Source organism: Pseudoxanthomonas sp. UC19_8, from assembly GCF_042700505.1.
Classification (GTDB): domain Bacteria; phylum Pseudomonadota; class Gammaproteobacteria; order Xanthomonadales; family Xanthomonadaceae; genus Pseudoxanthomonas_A; species Pseudoxanthomonas_A winnipegensis.
The window spans coordinates 1,507,329-1,523,589 of sequence record NZ_CP170559.1; the positions used below are offsets into that span (position 1 = coordinate 1,507,329).

Here is a 16,261-nt window from a genome sequence, read left to right on the forward strand (position 1 = left end):
ATGGACGCTGCCCCGATGCCCAACTTCCGCTCCACCGACTTCCTGCGCGAGCACATCGCGCAGACGATGGCCTTCTACCACCCGCGCGCGATCGATCCGGCCGGCGGCTTCTTCCAGTACTTCAAGGACGACGGCACCGTCTACGACGCCGGCCACCGTCACCTGGTCAGCAGCACGCGCTTCGTCTTCAACTACGCCATGGCCTGGCGCGAGTTCGAGCGTCCCGAATACCGCGAGGCGATGCTGCACGGCCTGCGCTACCTGCGCCAGGTGCACCGCAACCCGGCCAACGGCGGCTATGTCTGGACCCTGCGCGATGGCGTGCCGGAGGACACCACCAACCACTGCTACGGGGTGGCCTTCGTGCTGTTGGCCTACGCCTGCGGGCTGAAGGCCGGCGTGGAAGAGGCGCGCGGCTGGATGGACGAGACCTGGAACCTGCTCGAGCAGCGCTTCTGGGAAGCCGGCCCCGGCCTGTACCGCGACGAAGCCGACGCCGACTGGAACTTCAGCACCTACCGCGGCCAGAACGCCAACATGCACATGTGCGAGGCCATGCTCGCGGCCTGGCAGGCCAGCGGCGAGCGTCGCTACCTGGATCGCGCCCTGCTGCTGGCCGACCACATGACCCGCCGTCAGGCGGCCAAGGCCGGCGGCCTGGTGTGGGAGCACTATGACACCGACTGGAACGTGGACTGGGAATACAACAAGGACAATCCCAAGCACCTGTTCCGCCCCTGGGGTTTCCAGCCCGGCCACCAGACCGAATGGGCCAAGCTGCTGCTGATTCTGGACCGCGAGCTGGACGGCGGCATCGACTGGCTGGTACCGACCGCGCGCCACCTGTTCGACACCGCCGTGGCGCGCAGCTGGGACGACAAGCGCGGCGGGCTGTACTACGGCTTCGCACCGCTGGTGACGCCGCTGCCCGCCGACGGCGGCGACATCGCGCAGCAGCCCACCCAGGTCTGCGACGACGACAAGTACTTCTGGGTGCAGGCCGAAAGCCTGGCCGCCGCCGCCCTGATCGCCCTGCGCACCGGCGATGCGGCGTACTGGGACTGGTACGACCGCCTGTGGCAGTTCTCGTGGGCGCACATGATCGACCACACCTACGGCGCCTGGTACCGCATCCTGGATTCGGACAACCGCAAATACAGCGACGAGAAGAGCCCCGCCGGCAAGACCGACTACCACACCATGGGCGCCTGCTACGAAGTGATGGATCAGCTGCGCGCCCACGGCGCAGGTCAGTAGCGGCTGGATCGCTTCCTAGCGGTCGCGGAAGCCGGTCGGACGCCAGTCGCCGCCCGGGACGACGGCCGGCGCACCATGCGGCGGCAGAATGAGGACCAGGTTGCGGCGGCCATGTGGCGCGGCCTGCGGATGCGGGCCCACGGTCACGCTATAGGTCTGCCCCGCGGCGAGCACCCGTCGATCGGTCGGCGTTTCAATGCGATGGCCAGGAAACGAAGAAGGCCGCCCTCACAGGCGGCCCGACTCGTTGAATCCATTCAAGTGTTTGGTGGAGGTGGGGGGAATTGAACCCCCGTCCGAAGGCACTCCATGCCCGGTACTACATGCTTAGCTCACCGTTGGATCTCGTCCCGGAGCAGCACGGCGTGCGAAGCGCACCCCAGGACCAGCCTGTTTTGGTTAAGCGATGACTGACAGGCAGCCGTCAACGCCGGTTCCGTGATAATGACCCTACATCCACGAGCACGGGCACAAGTGGGTTCGGGGCTTACGCCTTAAGCGGCGAGAGCGTAGTTGTCGTCGTTGGCAACTATGATTTTGCCGCTGGATTTACGAGGAAAGCTGCCCCCTCGGCATGCACCAGACAATTTCGCAACCCCCGTCGAAGCCAGTGCACCCCCGGTTCGAACTGGGTCGGAAGATCGTTCCGATGCAGCCAGTGTAGGGGCGCAGCACACCGGTCACAAGGCGTGCGACGCGGCCCGGTTAGCCTGCAGTGGCCTGATCGCGCCGGCCCAGCGCCGGCGTTGGCATGGACATCCCCCGGCAGGAGACGCGCATGGCCCGCAAGCCCCCGGCCCGCAAGGCCGCCCCGTCCACGTCCTCGACCCGGCGCAAGAGCGCCACCGCCAGCAGGGCCGCGGCCGCGCCGGAGACCCCGCTGGCGCGCAGCGGCTACATGGCCGGCGCCCAGGGCAAGGCGATGACCGTGGTCTACATCCACGGCATCGGCAACAAGCCGCCGGCCGAGGTGCTGCGCTGCCAGTGGGACCAGGCGCTGTTCGGCCGGGCCATGGGCGAGCGCACGCGCATGGCCTACTGGGTGGATCGCAAGCGCTATCCGGTGCCCGAGGCCGGCACCTGCAGCGATCGCGACGAGGGCCCGACCATCAGCCAGGCCGAGCAGCGCGTGCTGTCCGCCTTCGGCCTGCCGCCGGCCGGGGGCGACCTGCATGCGCTGGTCGATGCGCTGGCGCAGACGCCGCAGCAGCGCGCCCAGCTGGAAGCGGTGCTGGAGCAGGTCCAGGACGGCGCGGCACTCGAGGCGGCGGCCGGCCCTGGCGCGCGCGGCCTGTGGTCGGGCCTGAACGAGATCCTGATGCGGCTGGTCTCGGCCGCGCTGCTGCAGGATGTGCACGATTTCTTCTTCGTCCCGACGCGGCGCGCGGCGATGGAGGACAGCCTGCGCGAGCGGCTGATGTCCGGCGGCGGGCCGTTCGTGGTGGTGGCCCACAGCCAGGGCTCGATGATCGCCTACGAGGTGCTGCGCAAGCTCAAGGCCAGCCAGTGCGATGTCGCGCTGCTGCTGACCATCGGCTCGCCGCTGGGGCTGCCGGCGGTACGCAGCATGTTCAAGCAGGACATCAAGCAGAAGAAGCTGCCGTTCCCGCCGTGCGTGCGCGCCTGGTTCAACGTCGCCGACCGCCGCGATCCGGTCGCGCTGGACGCGGATCTGTCCGATGACATCGTCGGCGCCGACGGCCGCTTCAGCAACTACGCCGCGCCGGGCATCAACCCGGACGGGCCGCGCAATCCGCATTCGGGCTCGGGCTATCTGTCCATCGCGCAGGTGCGCAGCCGGGTCCGCGACGTGGTCGGGGCCGGCTTCGACCAGCCGGTGACCAGCACGGTGGTGCTCAAGGACCTCTCCGACCGGATGGAGGCGATGGGCGGGGCGACGCGGCACGAGGTGCTGATCGAGCTGGACCAACTGCCCTCCGGACTGCGCCCGGCCGAGGTCAAGGCGGACCTGGTGGCGCGGATCCGTGCGCTTGCCGCGCCGCAGACCGGGCTGTCGGGGCCAGCGCTGGATGAGGCGATCGTGCTGGAGGACACGCTGGACCGCTTCGTGTCCGCGCAGCTGACGCGCTTCGAGATCGAATCGCTGCGCAACGACTTCAAGGCGCTGAGCTTCAGGCGGCTGTGGCGAGACGCGGGCAAGCGCGCCCTGCTGGACCGCTCGCGCAGCGTGATCCAGGCCGACGCCGCGCAGAGCGCCTATCACGCGCTGGGGCAGGGCATCGGCTGGGCGGTGCTGGACACCGGCATCGCCGCCGGCCATCCGCACTTCTACCAGGCCGGCAAGCGCGACCTGGTGCCGGCGCAGTGGGACTGCACCGTGCGCGGCGCGCCGAAGCTGCTGCGACGCGCCGACGGCCGCGCCTTCACCCACATGGACCGCAGTGGGCACGGCACGCACGTGGCCGGCATCATCGCCGGGCAGTGCAGCGCGCCGTATCCCGGGCAGGACGGTGGGGCGAAGGTCGCGTTCACCGCGATCGCGCCGCAGGCCCAGCTGTATGGCTTCAAGGTGCTCGACGATGAAGGCCGCGGGCGCGACTCGTGGATCATCAAGGCGATCCAGCAGGTCGCCAGGATCAACGACGAGGCCGGCCAGCTGGTGATCCACGGCGTCAACCTGAGCCTGGGCGGCTGGTTCGACGCCGAAAGCTATGGCTGCGGCTTCACCCCGCTGTGCAACGAGCTGCGCCGGCTGTGGCGGCAGGGAGTGGTGGTGGTGCTGGCGGCGGGCAACGAGGGCCTGGCCTGGCTGGTCCAGCAGGACGGCGTGCCGCTGGCGGCCAACATGGACATGACCATCGGCGATCCGGCCAATCTGCAGGAGGCCATCGCGGTGGGATCGGTGCACAAGACCAACCCGCACAGCTATGGCGTGTCCTACTTCTCCTCCAAGGGCCCAACGGCCGACGGGCGCTGCAAGCCGGACGTGGTGGCCCCGGGCGAGAAGATCATCTCGGCGCACTACGACTACCGCCTGCGCGAGCCGTCCACCTGGATGCTGGAAATGAGCGGCACCAGCATGGCCGCCCCGCACGTGTCCGGGCTAGTGGCCGGCTTCCTGTCGGTGCGGCGCGAGTTCATCGGCGCGCCCGACCGGATCAAGGCGCTGCTGATGGCGCACTGCACCGACATCGGCCGCGATCGCTACATGCAGGGCTGCGGCGTGCCCAATCTGGTCAAGATGCTGGCGGCGACCTAGCGGGCGTGCCGAATGCGGCCTTGCCAGGAGGCCAGCCGAGGCACCGCGACCGCTAGAGGACCCGCGGCGCGCTCAAGCGTCGCGGTTGTGCCGGCGCATCACGCGCTGCTTGTCGCGCGCCCACTCGCGGTCCTTCTCCGAGGCGCGCTTGTCGTGGGTCTGCTTGCCCTTGGCCAGCGCCAGCTCCAGCTTGACCTTGTTGCCCTTCCAGTACATCGCGGTGGGGATCAGGGTGTAGCCGTCGCGCTCGACCTTGCCGATCAGCGAGTCGATCTCGCGCCGGTGCAGCAGCAGCTTGCGGGTGCGGCGGTCGTCGGCCACCACGTGGGTGGAGGCCTGGATCAGCGGGGTGAACTGCGCGCCGAACAGGAACAGCTCGCCCTGGCGCACCACCGCGTAGCTCTCGCCGATGTTGGCGCGGCCGGCGCGGATCGACTTCAGCTCCCAGCCCTGCAGGGACAATCCGGCCTCCATGCGCTGCTCGAGGTGGTACTCGTGGCGCGCGCGCTTGTTCAGCGCGATGGTGCCCGTGCTGTTTGCTTTATCCTTGTCCGACTTCTTTGCCATCCGTCCATTGTCGCCGATGGAGCCGGTCGGGGCGAGCCCGCCCTGTTTCGCCGCTCACTCGCACCCCACACACGATGCCCACCATCCGCCGCAGCGCCCTGGTCGAACATCCGGCCGAGTACATGTTCGATCTGGTCAACGACGTCCGCGCGTATCCGCGCCGCTTCAGCTGGTGCGACAGGGCCGAGGTGATTTCCGCCGACGGGGCGCACATGGTGGCGCGGCTGGACCTGGGCCTGGGCGCGCTGCGCACCTGGTTCACCACCGAGAACACGCTCGAGCGCCCGCGGCGCATCGACATGCAGCTCAAGGACGGCCCGTTCCGCAAGCTGCACGGGCTGTGGGAGTTCCAGGCGCTGGGCGAGGGCACCAGCAAGGTCAGCCTGACGCTGGACTTCGAACCGTCCAGCCGGCTGCTGGGGCCGGCGTTCACGCTGGGCTTCCAGACGCTGGCCGACCGCATGGTGGACGATTTCGTGCGCACCGCCGACCGCGGCGACTAAAGGCGATGAAGGTCGAGGTGGTGCTGGCCTGGCCGCGGCATTACCGCGCCGCGACGCTGGAACTGCCGGAGGGCGCCAGCGTGGCCGATGCGCTGCGCGAGGCGCGGCTGGAGGGTCAGGATCAGGCCACGGGCGTGGCGGTGTTCGGCGTGCAGGCCACGCCGCAGACGCGACTGCACGAGGGCGATCGGGTGGAGCTGCTGCGTCCGCTGCAGGTCGATCCGAAGGATGCCCGCCGGCGCCGCGCGGCGACGCCTTAAGGCGTCGCGCTCAGGCGCGGATCAGCCGCCGCCGCCTTTCTTCTTCTTGTCCTTGGCCAGGTTGGGGCCGAACTGGCGGACGCTGTTGCGGGCCAGTTCCTCGTCCTGGTTGGGGAAGTAGTCGCCTTCCCACTTGCTGACCGCATCGCCATTGAAGAACACGGTGAAGTTCTTCATCTGGGTATGGCCCAAGCGGTCGGTGCGCTCGGTGGCCGTGTAGTCCCAGCGCTGGGCATGGAACGGGTCGGCCACCGACGGGGTGCCCAGCAGGGCGAGCACCTGCTGCTTGCTCTGGCCCACGGCGAGCTTGTCCACGTCCTGCTGACGCAGCAGGTTGCCCTGGTAGATCGGCTGCTTGTAGATGATGCCGCAACCGGAAGTGGCCAGGCCAAGGGCGGCGATAAGCAGGAATTTGCGCATGAAGGACGGGTCTGCAAAGGTCGGGAACAAGCCCGCCGATGATACACTGCGCCGCATCGCCGCGACCCAACCGCAAGGCAGCTGGCGTTAAACCGCCAATGAATGGGAGCCCCACGATGGAATCGCTCGATCTGCGCAAGGTCGGTTTGAAGGTCACGCATCCGCGCCTGCGCATCCTGGCGCTGCTGGAAGAAGCCAAGCCCCGGCACATGACCGCCGAAGACATCTACCGCGCGCTGATGGGCGTGGGCGATGAGATCGGCCTGGCCACGGTCTACCGCGTGTTGACCCAGTTCGAGGCCGCCGGCCTGGTGCTGAAGCACAACTTCGAGGGCGGCCAGGCCGTCTACGAGCTGGACCGCGGCGAACACCACGACCATATGGTCGACATCGACACCGGCAAGGTCATCGAGTTCTCCAGCGACGAGATCGAGGCGTTGCAGGAGAAGATCGCCGCCGAGCACGGCTACGAGATCGAGGAACACTCGCTGGTGCTGTACGTGCGCAAGAAGCGCAAGTAAGCCGCCTTGCTGGATGTGGGGGAAAAGGCCGGGAAATCCCGGCCTTTTTTTCGCACCCCCTATTCATCGAGGGGCACGGCGCGTGAGCGTCTTGGCTTCGGAGGGAAAGCGGTCCGGCGGGCCGCTTCCCCGCACGTGGTGCGGGAGGCTTCGGGTCGGCAGAAGTCCTGATCCACGTGCCATGGGAGCAGCCGTCTCTTCCGATCAGCTCGCGGCTTACCTGTAGAGCGGAGCTTGCTCCGCTGCTCTCCGTTCGGTTCGTGGGGAAGGCCCCAGCGGAGCAAGCTCCGCTCTACAGGGCGGCGTCACGCGCGGTCGGTGCTTTCCCATCCAACAGGACGGGGCGGCGTCAGTCCACCGCTTCGAGCAGCTTGCCGGCGGCGGCACGGGCCTCGGCGCTGACCTGGACACCGCCGAGCATGCGGGCGAGCTCTTCGCGGCGGGCGCTGGCGTCGAGCGATTCGACCGAGGACTGGGTCATGCCGTCCACCGGCGCCTTGCTGACGCGGTAATGGGCATGGCCTTGGGCGGCGACCTGCGGCTGGTGGGTCACGCACAGCACCTGGCGCGCGCGGCCCAGGTCGCGCAGCTTCTTGCCGACGATGTCGGCCACCGCGCCGCCGATGCCCGAGTCGACCTCGTCGAACACCATGGTCGGCACCGCGTCCGAGCCCAGCGCGGCCACCTCGATGGCCAGCGAGATGCGCGAAAGCTCACCACCGGAGGCGACCTTGCGTAGCGGCCGCGGCGGCTGGCCGGCGTTGGCCGCCACCAGCAGTTCGACCCGCTCGGCGCCCTGGGCGTCGGGGCGCTCGGCGTCGATGGGTTCGAGCTGGACTTCCAGCTTGCCGCCGCCCATGCCCAGCTCGCCGATCAGGGTGCTGGTCTGCTTGGCCAGGCTAGTGGCGGCCTTGGTGCGGACCTTGGTCAAGGCCGCAGCGGCGGCCTTCCAGGCCTGGCGGGCGGCCTCGATCTCGGTATTCAGCCCGGCCAGGCGCTCGCCGGCGCCGCGCAGGCCGTCCAGCTCCTGTTCGATACGGGTGGCGACCTCGTCGAGCTGTTCGGGTGCGACGCGGTGCTTGCGCGCCAGGTCGTGCAGCCGGCCCAGGCGGCGCTCGGCGCGCTCGAACTGGGCCGGATCCACGTCCAGGTCGTCGCGGACCTGGTTGAGCAGCGCCAGGGCCTCCTGCAGCTGGATCTGGGCGCTGTCGAGCAGGCCGTCGACCTCGCCCAGGCGCGGCTCGTGGCTGAGCACGCGCGCCAGCTCGGCGCGGGTCTGCAGCAGCAGCCGGCTGGCCGAGGGGCCTTCGTCGCCGGACAGGCGGGTCAGCCCGTCCTCGCAAGCCTGGATCAGGCTGGAGGCGTGGGCCTGGCGGCGATGTTGCTGGGACAGGGCCTCGATGGCGTCGGGGCTGAGGTCCTCGGCGCGCAGTTCGTCGAGCTGGTGCTGCAGATAGTTGAGCCGGTCGGAGACATCGCCCTGCGCGGTCAGGCGCTCGCGCTCGGCCAGCAGCGTCGACCAGGCGGCCGCGGCCTGGCGCACCTTGGCCAGCTGCGGCGCGCTGCCGGCGAAGGCGTCCAGCAGGTCCAGCTGGCGCGGCTTGGACAGCAGCGCCTGGTGCTCGTGCTGGCCGTGGATCTCCACCAGCAGGCCGGCCAGTTCGGCCAGCTGCGAGACCGGCACGGCGCGACCGTTGATCCAGGCGCGCGAGCCGCCGTCGGCGCGCAGCACGCGGCGCAGCTGGCAGGCGCCGGCCTCGTCCAGGGCATGCTCGGCCAGCCAGGCCAGGGCAGGGGCGGCCGGCGCGAGCTCGAACTCGGCCGACAGCTCGGCGCGCTGGGCGCCGTGGCGCACCACGCCGGCATCGGCGCGCGCGCCGGACAGAAAGCCCAGCGCGTCGACCAGCAGCGACTTGCCGGCGCCGGTCTCGCCGGAGATCACCGTCATGCCGGGGCCGAATTCCAGGTCCGTGGCGCGCACCACGGCGAAGTCCTTGATGGTCAGGTGTCGGAGCATAGTGGCCGGCATTGTAGGGGCAGCCGGCGCAGCGGTTGAGACAGGCGCGGCCCGGTTGCAAGGGCGGCGACGGGACGCTATCTAAAGCGTCATGAAGCCCTCAAGTCCGGACCTCGATGCGCGTTCGCGGCAGCTGCTGCGCACCCTGATCGCCCGCTACATCCAGGATGGCGAGCCGGTCGGCTCGCGCACGCTGGCCCAGCACGCCGGCCTGGACGTCAGCCCGGCGACGATCCGCAACATCCTGGCCGACCTGGAGGACGCCGGGCTGCTGGCCTCGCCGCATACCTCGGCCGGGCGCATTCCCACCCCGCAGGGCTACCGGGTGTTCGTCGACAGCCTGGTGCAGATGCAGCCGCTGGCCGAGCGCGAGGTCGCGCGCCTGCGCGCCGAGCTGCCGGCCGGCACCGGGACCCAGGCGCTGCTGGGCAACGCCTCCGAGCTGCTGTCGGCCATGACCCGCTTCGTCGGCGTGGTCGGCGCGCCGCGGCGCGAGCAGTTCGCCTTCCGCCACATCGACTTCGTGCCGCTGGACGGGCGCCGGGTGCTGGCGATCGTGGTGTTCGCCGACAGCGAGGTGCAGAACCGGGTGATCGAGCCGCGCCGCAGCTTCGACCCCTCCGAGCTGGAGCGCGCGGCCAACTACCTCAACCACCATTTCGCCGGCCGCCCGATCGCCGACATCCGCGCCACGCTGCTGCGCGAGCTGCGCGCGGCGCGCTCGGAGATGGAAGGCCTGCTGGCCCACGCGGTCGAGCTGGCCGACCACGCGCTGACCCCTTCGGACGATGACATGGTGCTGGCCGGGCAGACCCGGCTGATGGGCGTGCAGGACCTGTCCGACCTGGACCGGCTGCGCGAGCTGTTCGAGGCCTTCGCCCGCAAGCGCGAGATCCTGCAACTGCTGGAGCGCACCATGAACGCGCCGGGCGTGCGCATCTTCATCGGCGAGGAGACCGGCCTGGCGCCGCTGGACGGGATGTCGCTGGTCGCCGCGCCGTACCGGGCCCAGGCCAGCGGCCAGGTGCTGGGCGTGCTGGGTGTGATCGGGCCCTCGCGCATGGCCTACCAGACCGTGATTCCTGTGGTGCAGGCGGCGGCCGATGCGCTCGGCGCGGCAATGCTGCGTCCCGGCGATGACTTGAATCCGTCCGCGCCGACCCCATAGGTGGGGCTTGCGGCGGACATCCGACCGCCAGGACGGAAACCACAGACATGACTTCTAACGAACATCCGGGCGGCGAGCAGGCCGCCGCGCACCCCGACGCCCAGGCTTCCACCGAGGCGCTGCTGCAGGCCGAACTGCAGACCCTGCGCAACGAACTGGACCAGCTGCGCGCCTCGGTCCTACTCGAGCGTGCCGACCTTGAGAACCAGCGCAAGCGCGTGGCCCGCGACGTGGACAACGCCCGCAAGTTCGCCAACGAGAAGCTGCTCAACCAGCTGCTGCCCGTGTTCGACAGCCTGGACGCCGGCCTGACCGCCGCCGGCGCCGAGCCCAGCCCGCTGCGCGATGGCCTGGAGCTGACCCAGAAGCAGCTGCTCAAGGTCGCCGACGACAACGGCCTGACCGTGCTCGACCCGGTCGGCAAGCCCTTCGATCCCGAACACCACCAGGCCATCAGCCAGGCCGACGCCAGCGGCGCCGCGCCGGGCAGCGTCGTGCAGGTGTTCCAGAAGGGCTATCTGCTGGGCGGCCGGCTACTGCGTCCGGCGCTGGTGGTCGTGGCCCGCCACGACTGAACGCGACCGGCGGATCTGTCCGGATCGAGATTTTGTGTTCCACGGGCGCTTGAAGCCCACCATCACATCCCTATATCGGGTTCATCGGCAGGCGCGATCCGCCCGCCACACCCCGACAACCACGCTTCCTAACGGAGTCACATCATGGGCAAGATCATCGGCATCGACCTCGGCACGACCAACTCGTGCGTGGCGATCATGGAGGGCGGCAAGGCCCGCGTCATCGAGAATTCCGAGGGCGACCGCACCACGCCTTCGATCGTGGCCTACACCAAGGACGGCGAAGTCCTGGTCGGCGCCTCGGCCAAGCGCCAGGCGGTCACCAACCCCAAGAACACCTTCTACGCGGTCAAGCGCCTGATCGGCCGCAAGTTCACCGACGCCGAAGTCAAGAAGGACCTGGACCTGGTGCCGTACACCATCCTGGCCCACGACAACGGCGATGCCTGGGTGGCCACCGCCGACGGCAAGAAGATGGCCCCGCAGGAAATCTCCGCCCGCGTGCTGGAGAAGATGAAGAAGACCGCCGAGGACTTCCTGGGCGAGAAGGTCACCGAGGCGGTCATCACCGTGCCGGCCTACTTCAACGACAGCCAGCGCCAGGCGACCAAGGACGCCGGCCGCATCGCCGGGCTGGACGTCAAGCGCATCATCAACGAGCCCACCGCCGCGGCCCTGGCCTACGGCCTGGACAAGGGCGACACCAAGGACCGCAAGGTCGCCGTGTACGACCTGGGCGGCGGTACCTTCGACGTGTCGATCATCGAGATCGCCAACGTGGACGGTGAGAAGCAGTTCGAAGTGCTAGCCACCAACGGCGACACCTTCCTGGGTGGCGAGGACTTCGACGCACGCGTCATCGACTATCTGGTGGACGAGTTCAACAAGGACCAGGGCATCGACCTGCGCAAGGACCCGCTGGCCCTGCAGCGCCTGAAGGACGCCGCCGAGCGCGCCAAGATCGAGCTGTCCTCCTCGCAGCAGACCGAGGTCAACCTGCCGTATGTCACCGCCGACGCCTCCGGTCCCAAGCACCTGAACATCAAGCTGACCCGCGCCAAGCTGGAAGCCCTGGTCGACGACCTGATCAAGAAGTCGATCGAGCCGTGCCGCACCGCGCTCAACGACGCCGGCCTGCGCGCCAGCGACATCAGCGAGGTGATCCTGGTCGGCGGTCAGACCCGCATGCCCAAGGTGCAGTCGGCCGTGGCCGAGTTCTTCGGCAAGGAGCCGCGCAAGGACGTCAACCCCGACGAGGCCGTGGCGCTGGGCGCCGCGATCCAGGGCGGCGTGCTGGCCGGCGACGTCAAGGACGTGCTGCTGCTGGACGTGACCCCGCTGTCGCTGGGCATCGAGACCCTGGGCGGCGTGTTCACCAAGATCATCGAGAAGAACACCACCATCCCGACCAAGGCCTCGCAGACCTTCTCCACCGCCGAGGACAACCAGTCGGCCGTGACGGTGCACGTGCTGCAGGGTGAGCGCGAGCAGGCCCGCTTCAACAAGTCGCTGGCCCGCTTCGACCTGTCCGGCATCGAGCCGGCCCCGCGCGGCCTGCCGCAGGTGGAGGTGTCCTTCGACATCGACGCCAACGGCATCCTGCACGTGTCGGCCAAGGACAAGAAGACCAACAAGGAGCAGAAGGTCGAGATCAAGGCCGGTTCGGGCCTGTCGGACGAGGAGATCCAGCGCATGGTCGCCGATGCCGAGGCGCATCGCGACGAGGACAAGAAGTTCCAGGAAATGGTCGGCGCCCGCAACCAGGCCGACGCGCTGATCCACTCGACCCGCACGGCGATCACCGAGCACGGCGCCAAGGTCGGCGGCGATGTGATCGGCAAGGTCGAGGCCGCGCTGGCCGACCTGGAGACGGCGATGAAGGGCGACGACAAGGCCCAGATCGAGGCGCGTTCCAAGGCGCTGGAAGAGGCCGGCCAGTCGCTGTACGCCGCCGCCGCGGCGGGCGAGCAGGGCGGTCCGGGTGCGGACGCCGGCGCCCAGCAGGCGCGCGGTGCGGCCGACGACGTGGTCGATGCCGAGTTCACCGAGGTCAAGGACGATAAGAAGTAAGCAGGGATTCGGGATTGGGGATTCGTAAAGGCCTTGGCCTGCGGATCCCCGCCCCCCCGATCCTTGTCCCTGTCTGCGGTGCATAAGAGCGGAAGAGACAGGATCTCTCCGCTTTTGCCGTTAACGAATCCCGATTCCCGAATCCCCAATCCCCGCCTATGAGTAAGCGTGACTATTACGAAGTCCTGGGCGTGGCCCGCAACGCCAGCGACGAGGAGCTGAAGAAGGCCTATCGCCGCTGCGCGATGAAGTATCACCCCGACCGCAATCCCGGCGACCACACCGCCGAGGTGATGTTCAAGGAGTGCAAGGAGGCCTACGAGGTGCTGTCCGACGGCGGCAAGCGCCGCCTGTACGACCAGCACGGCCATGCGGCCTTCGAGCACGGCATGGGCGGCGGCGGTGCCGGCTTCGGCGGGCCGGACATGGGCGATATCTTCGGCGACATCTTCGGCAACATCTTCGGTGGGGCCGGCGGCGCGCGTCAGGCCCGTCGCGGTGCCGACATCGGCTATGTGATGGAGCTGGACCTGGAAGAGGCCGTGGCCGGGGTCGAGAAGCGCATCGAGATCCCGACCATGGCCGTGTGCGAGCCCTGCCACGGCAGCGGTTCGGAGGACGGCAAGGTCGAGACCTGCACCACCTGCGGCGGTCGCGGCCAGGTGCGCATGCAGCGCGGCATTTTCACCATGCAGCAGGCCTGTCCGCACTGCGACGGACGCGGCCAGATCATCCGCAACCCCTGCCGCGTCTGCCATGGCGCCGGGCGCGTGGAGGAAGAGCGCGTGCTGTCGGTCAAGATCCCGGCCGGCGTGGACACCGGCGATCGCATCCGCCTGGCCGGCGAGGGCGAGGCCGGCCCGACCGGCACCCCGCCAGGCGATCTGTACGTGGAGGTGCGTGTGCGCGAGCACGCCATCTTCCAGCGCGACGGCGATGATCTGCATTGCGATGTGCCGATCCGTATCTCGCAGGCCGCGCTGGGCGACACCGTGCGCGTGCCGACCCTGGGCGGCGAGGCGGAGATCCGCGTCCCGGCCGAGACCCAGACCGGCAAGCTGTTCCGCCTGCGCGGCAAGGGCGTCAAGTCGGTGCGCAGCCGCGCCACCGGCGATCTGTTCTGCAAGGTCGTGGTCGAAACCCCGGTCAACCTGACCCAGCAGCAGCGCGAGCTGCTCGAGCAGTTCGAGGCCACCTTCGTCGGCGAGGACGCGCGCAAGCATTCGCCCAAGTCGGCCACGTTCCTGGATGGCGTCAAGGGCTTCTGGGACCGGATGACGTCGTGAGCTTGGGGTCCTGAGTCGGCTCGCCGACTCAGAACCTCCGCGCCATACCCGCAATCGGCACCCGCAAAGCACCCTGATCCGCTCCCTCCCTTGCGCGCAGCGCAGGGGAGGGCCGGGGAGGGGTGCTTTTGCTTTTGGCGTTGCTGCGCAAGCAGCGACAGCAACAACAGAAGCAACAGCAACAGCAAAAGCCAACCCCTCCCCCTCAGTCGCTAGCCGCGACTTCGAGCTCCCCTGCGCTGCGCGCAAGGGAGGGGGCAGGAGCAGCGATGCGCGGGCGACGCTTCAATCCCCAATCCCCAATCCCCAATCCCCGCCCCACCACCCACTTACAATGCGCGCATGACCCAAAACACGCGCGAAAGCCATCTCGTCCACGGTCGACGCCAGCGCCCGGAAGGGCCAGCGCCGGTCGATGTCCTGACCGTGCAGTCGCAGCTGGTCTATGGCCATGCCGGCAACAGCGCCGCCGCGCCGCCGCTGCGCGCGCTCGGCCTGCGGGTGGCCGAGGTGCCGACCACGCTGCTCAGCAACACACCCTTCTATCCGACCCTGCGCGGCCACATCCTGCCGGCGCAGTGGTTAACCGATCTGCTGCTCGGCGCCAGCGAGCGCGGCCTGCCGCAGCGCGCCCGCGCCCTGGTGTCGGGCTACTTCGGCAGCCTGGCCAACGGTGAGGCCTTTGCCGACTGGCTGGAGCGCACGCAGGCGCAGGCCCCGGCGCTGCGCTACGTGCTCGACCCGGTGATCGGCGACACCCATACCGGCCCTTATGTCGAGCCGGCGCTGGAGACGGTCTTCGTCGAGCGCCTGCTGCCGCGCGCGTGGATGGTCACGCCCAACGCCTTCGAACTGGGCCGCCTCACCGGGCTGCCCAGCTTGGCCCAGGACGATGCGCTGACCGCCGCGCGGCAACTGCTGGCGCGTGGGCCGCAGTGGGCACTTGTGCACAGCGTCGAGGGAGCCCCGGGCGAGCTGGTCACGCTGCTGGTCGGGCACGAGGCGGTGTATCGCTGGGCCACGCCGTGGCTGCCGGTGGACGTGGCCGGCACCGGCGATGTGCTGGTCGCGCTGACCCTGGGCCTGCATCTGCGCGGTGAGCCGCTCGAGAGTGCGATCGGCAGCGCCCTGGCCGGCGTGCACGCCGCGCTGGAGGCCACCCTGGCCGCGGGCGTGGAGGAACTGGACGTGCACGCCGCCGCGCCCGCGGCGCTGGCCACCCCGGCGCGCTTCCCCGCGCAGCGGCTGGCATGAGCCCGGTGTCCTGCGTCGGCATCGTCGGCAGCGCCGGCGCCTACGGCCGCTGGCTGGGCGCCTTCCTCGAGCGGCACCTGGGCGTGCGTGTCATCGGCCAGGATCCGGCCGATCCCGCCTCGCGCACGCCGCAGCAGCTGATCGAACAGGCCCAGGTGCTGGTGTTCAGCGCGCCGATCCGCATCACCGAGCAGGTGATCGGCGACTACGTGCGCCTGGCGGCCGGGCGCGAGGCCGGGCAGCTGTGGATCGACCTGACCTCGATCAAGACCGGCCCGGTCGCCGCGATGCTCGCCTCGCAGGCCGAAGTCGTCGGCCTGCATCCGATGACCGCGCCGCCCAAGTCGCCCACGCTCAAGGGCCGGCCGATGGTGGTGTGCGAGGCGCGCCTGGACGCCTGGCGTCCCTGGCTGCAGCGGCTGCTCGACGCGCTGCAGGCCCAGTGCGTGCGCACCACGCCCGAGCACCACGATCAGGTCATGGCGCTGGTGCAGGCCCTGGTCCACGCCACCCACCTGGCGCAGGCTGGCGTGCTGCGCCGCCATGCCGAACACGTCGGGTCACTGGCCGAGCTGTTCCCGTACCGCTCGGCGTCCTTCGAGATGGACGGGGCGATGATCGCGCGCATCCTGGCGCTCAATCCGGCCATCTACGAGGACATCCAGTTCGGCAATCCGCACGTGCCGCAGGTGCTGGACACGCTGGTCGAGGAGGTCACGCGGCTGCGCGATCTGGTCGGGCAGGGCGATGAGGCGGCGCGCGGCGGATTCCGCCAGGACGTGCTGGCCGCCAACAAGGCCGCCATCGGCGCCACGGCGCTGGCCGAGGGCAACTACCGCTTCGAGCGCATCGGCTATCTACTGGCCGACCTGGCCGAGACGCGCAGCCTGTCGGTGCATCTGCCGCTGGATCAGCCCGGCTCGCTGCGGGCGCTGCTGCACGTGTTCGAGCGGCACGGGGTGAGCATCGCCTCGCTGCATTCGCTGCGCAATCCGGCGGGCGAGCTGCACTTCCGGCTGGGATTCGATGCGGATGTCGACCTGGGCGCGCTGGCGCGGGCGGCGGCCGAGGTCGATGCCAGCGGCATCGGCCGCGTGCTCGACGGGGCCTCGTCGATGCCGGCGCTGTCGCCGGCGCGGCGCC

At 69.6% G+C, this 16,261-nt stretch carries 13 protein-coding genes, 1 other RNA gene and 1 pseudogene; 11 read left to right on the plus strand and 4 right to left on the minus strand.

The features are described 5' to 3' along the window. Positions 1–1,257 carry an AGE family epimerase/isomerase gene (locus tag ACFJIT_RS06520; protein WP_379655379.1) on the plus strand — a complete coding sequence of 419 codons (1,257 nt, stop codon included), beginning with the start codon at positions 1–3 and terminating at the stop codon, positions 1,255–1,257. A gap of 266 nt (positions 1,258–1,523) precedes the next feature. Here ACFJIT_RS06520 and ssrA read toward each other — a convergent pair. Next, positions 1,524–1,877: a transfer-messenger RNA gene (gene ssrA, locus ACFJIT_RS06525) on the minus strand. 131 nt (positions 1,878–2,008) lie between these two features. Between ssrA and ACFJIT_RS06530 the strand changes: the two genes are divergently transcribed. Beyond that, positions 2,009–4,477, plus strand: a complete 2,469-nt coding sequence (locus tag ACFJIT_RS06530; RefSeq protein WP_379655380.1) for a S8 family serine peptidase — start codon at positions 2,009–2,011, stop codon at positions 4,475–4,477. A gap of 72 nt (positions 4,478–4,549) precedes the next feature. Here the strand turns inward: ACFJIT_RS06530 and smpB are convergent, their stop codons facing one another. Beyond that, a complete protein-coding gene (smpB, locus tag ACFJIT_RS06535) occupies positions 4,550–5,044 on the minus strand; it encodes an SsrA-binding protein SmpB (protein WP_130518223.1) in 495 nt (164 codons plus the stop codon). 74 nt (positions 5,045–5,118) lie between these two features. On the opposite strand from smpB, the gene ACFJIT_RS06540 reads away from it, so the two are divergent. Together ACFJIT_RS06540 and ACFJIT_RS06545 are read left to right on the plus strand one after the other, a co-directional pair. Next, positions 5,119–5,547 carry a type II toxin-antitoxin system RatA family toxin gene (locus ACFJIT_RS06540; RefSeq protein WP_337052617.1) on the plus strand — a complete coding sequence of 143 codons (429 nt, stop codon included), beginning with the start codon at positions 5,119–5,121 and terminating at the stop codon, positions 5,545–5,547. A gap of 5 nt (positions 5,548–5,552) precedes the next feature. Continuing rightward, on the plus strand, positions 5,553–5,807 hold the full coding sequence (locus ACFJIT_RS06545; protein ID WP_337052616.1) for an RnfH family protein: 255 nt from the start codon (positions 5,553–5,555) through the stop codon (positions 5,805–5,807). A 21-nt stretch (positions 5,808–5,828) separates the two neighbouring features. On the opposite strand, the gene ACFJIT_RS06550 is transcribed toward ACFJIT_RS06545, so the two are convergent. Further along, positions 5,829–6,227: an outer membrane protein assembly factor BamE gene (locus ACFJIT_RS06550; RefSeq protein ID WP_337052615.1), complete on the minus strand. Its 399-nt coding sequence runs from the start codon at positions 6,225–6,227 to the stop codon at positions 5,829–5,831. Between the two features lie 116 nt (positions 6,228–6,343). Between ACFJIT_RS06550 and fur the strand changes: the two genes are divergently transcribed. Then, complete coding sequence (fur, locus tag ACFJIT_RS06555; protein WP_130522640.1) at positions 6,344–6,748, plus strand: ferric iron uptake transcriptional regulator; 405 nt, start codon at positions 6,344–6,346, stop codon at positions 6,746–6,748. A 349-nt stretch (positions 6,749–7,097) separates the two neighbouring features. Here fur and recN read toward each other — a convergent pair whose 3' ends face one another. Continuing rightward, positions 7,098–8,765 carry a DNA repair protein RecN gene (recN, locus tag ACFJIT_RS06560; protein ID WP_337052614.1) on the minus strand — a complete coding sequence of 556 codons (1,668 nt, stop codon included), beginning with the start codon at positions 8,763–8,765 and terminating at the stop codon, positions 7,098–7,100. 91 nt (positions 8,766–8,856) lie between these two features. Here recN and hrcA point away from each other — a divergent pair, with 91 nt between their 5' ends. The 6 genes and pseudogenes from hrcA to ACFJIT_RS06590 form a co-directional block, all read left to right on the plus strand. Further along, positions 8,857–9,933, plus strand: a complete 1,077-nt coding sequence (gene hrcA, locus ACFJIT_RS06565; RefSeq protein ID WP_130531546.1) for a heat-inducible transcriptional repressor HrcA — start codon at positions 8,857–8,859, stop codon at positions 9,931–9,933. A gap of 47 nt (positions 9,934–9,980) precedes the next feature. After that, positions 9,981–10,508: a nucleotide exchange factor GrpE gene (gene grpE, locus ACFJIT_RS06570; protein ID WP_337052613.1), complete on the plus strand. Its 528-nt coding sequence runs from the start codon at positions 9,981–9,983 to the stop codon at positions 10,506–10,508. 144 nt (positions 10,509–10,652) lie between these two features. Next, positions 10,653–12,578, plus strand: a complete 1,926-nt coding sequence (gene dnaK, locus ACFJIT_RS06575) for a molecular chaperone DnaK (protein ID WP_337052611.1) — start codon at positions 10,653–10,655, stop codon at positions 12,576–12,578. A 158-nt stretch (positions 12,579–12,736) separates the two neighbouring features. Then, positions 12,737–13,864, plus strand: a complete 1,128-nt coding sequence (gene dnaJ, locus ACFJIT_RS06580; RefSeq protein ID WP_130522635.1) for a molecular chaperone DnaJ — start codon at positions 12,737–12,739, stop codon at positions 13,862–13,864. Positions 13,865–14,206: 342 nt separating this feature from the next. After that, the gene (pdxY, locus tag ACFJIT_RS06585) at positions 14,207–15,118 is read left to right on the plus strand and encodes a pyridoxal kinase (protein ID WP_337052610.1); all 912 of its coding nucleotides are present in this window, start codon (positions 14,207–14,209) and stop codon (positions 15,116–15,118) included. Beyond that, positions 15,115–16,218: pseudogene (locus ACFJIT_RS06590) on the plus strand (prephenate dehydrogenase); the annotation flags it as partial. The gene pdxY and the pseudogene ACFJIT_RS06590, both read left to right, overlap by 4 nt. Between the last annotated feature and the right edge of the window lie 43 nt (positions 16,219–16,261).

Excerpts from the sequence above, each read along its gene's own strand:
- ACFJIT_RS06550 (WP_337052615.1), bottom strand. The coding sequence starts at position 6,227 with ATGCGCAAATTCCTGCTTATCGCCGCCCTTGGCCTGGCCACTTCCGGT.
- smpB (WP_130518223.1), bottom strand. The coding sequence starts at position 5,044 with ATGGCAAAGAAGTCGGACAAGGATAAAGCAAACAGCACGGGCACCATC.
- dnaJ (WP_130522635.1), top strand. The coding sequence starts at position 12,737 with ATGAGTAAGCGTGACTATTACGAAGTCCTGGGCGTGGCCCGCAACGCC.
- pdxY (WP_337052610.1), top strand. The coding sequence starts at position 14,207 with ATGACCCAAAACACGCGCGAAAGCCATCTCGTCCACGGTCGACGCCAG.
- ACFJIT_RS06540 (WP_337052617.1), top strand. The coding sequence starts at position 5,119 with ATGCCCACCATCCGCCGCAGCGCCCTGGTCGAACATCCGGCCGAGTAC.
- grpE (WP_337052613.1), top strand. The coding sequence starts at position 9,981 with ATGACTTCTAACGAACATCCGGGCGGCGAGCAGGCCGCCGCGCACCCC.
- ACFJIT_RS06520 (WP_379655379.1), top strand. The coding sequence starts at position 1 with ATGGACGCTGCCCCGATGCCCAACTTCCGCTCCACCGACTTCCTGCGC.
- ACFJIT_RS06545 (WP_337052616.1), top strand. The coding sequence starts at position 5,553 with ATGAAGGTCGAGGTGGTGCTGGCCTGGCCGCGGCATTACCGCGCCGCG.
- hrcA (WP_130531546.1), top strand. The coding sequence starts at position 8,857 with ATGAAGCCCTCAAGTCCGGACCTCGATGCGCGTTCGCGGCAGCTGCTG.
- recN (WP_337052614.1), bottom strand. The coding sequence starts at position 8,765 with ATGCTCCGACACCTGACCATCAAGGACTTCGCCGTGGTGCGCGCCACG.
- ACFJIT_RS06530 (WP_379655380.1), top strand. The coding sequence starts at position 2,009 with ATGGACATCCCCCGGCAGGAGACGCGCATGGCCCGCAAGCCCCCGGCC.
- dnaK (WP_337052611.1), top strand. The coding sequence starts at position 10,653 with ATGGGCAAGATCATCGGCATCGACCTCGGCACGACCAACTCGTGCGTG.
- fur (WP_130522640.1), top strand. The coding sequence starts at position 6,344 with ATGGAATCGCTCGATCTGCGCAAGGTCGGTTTGAAGGTCACGCATCCG.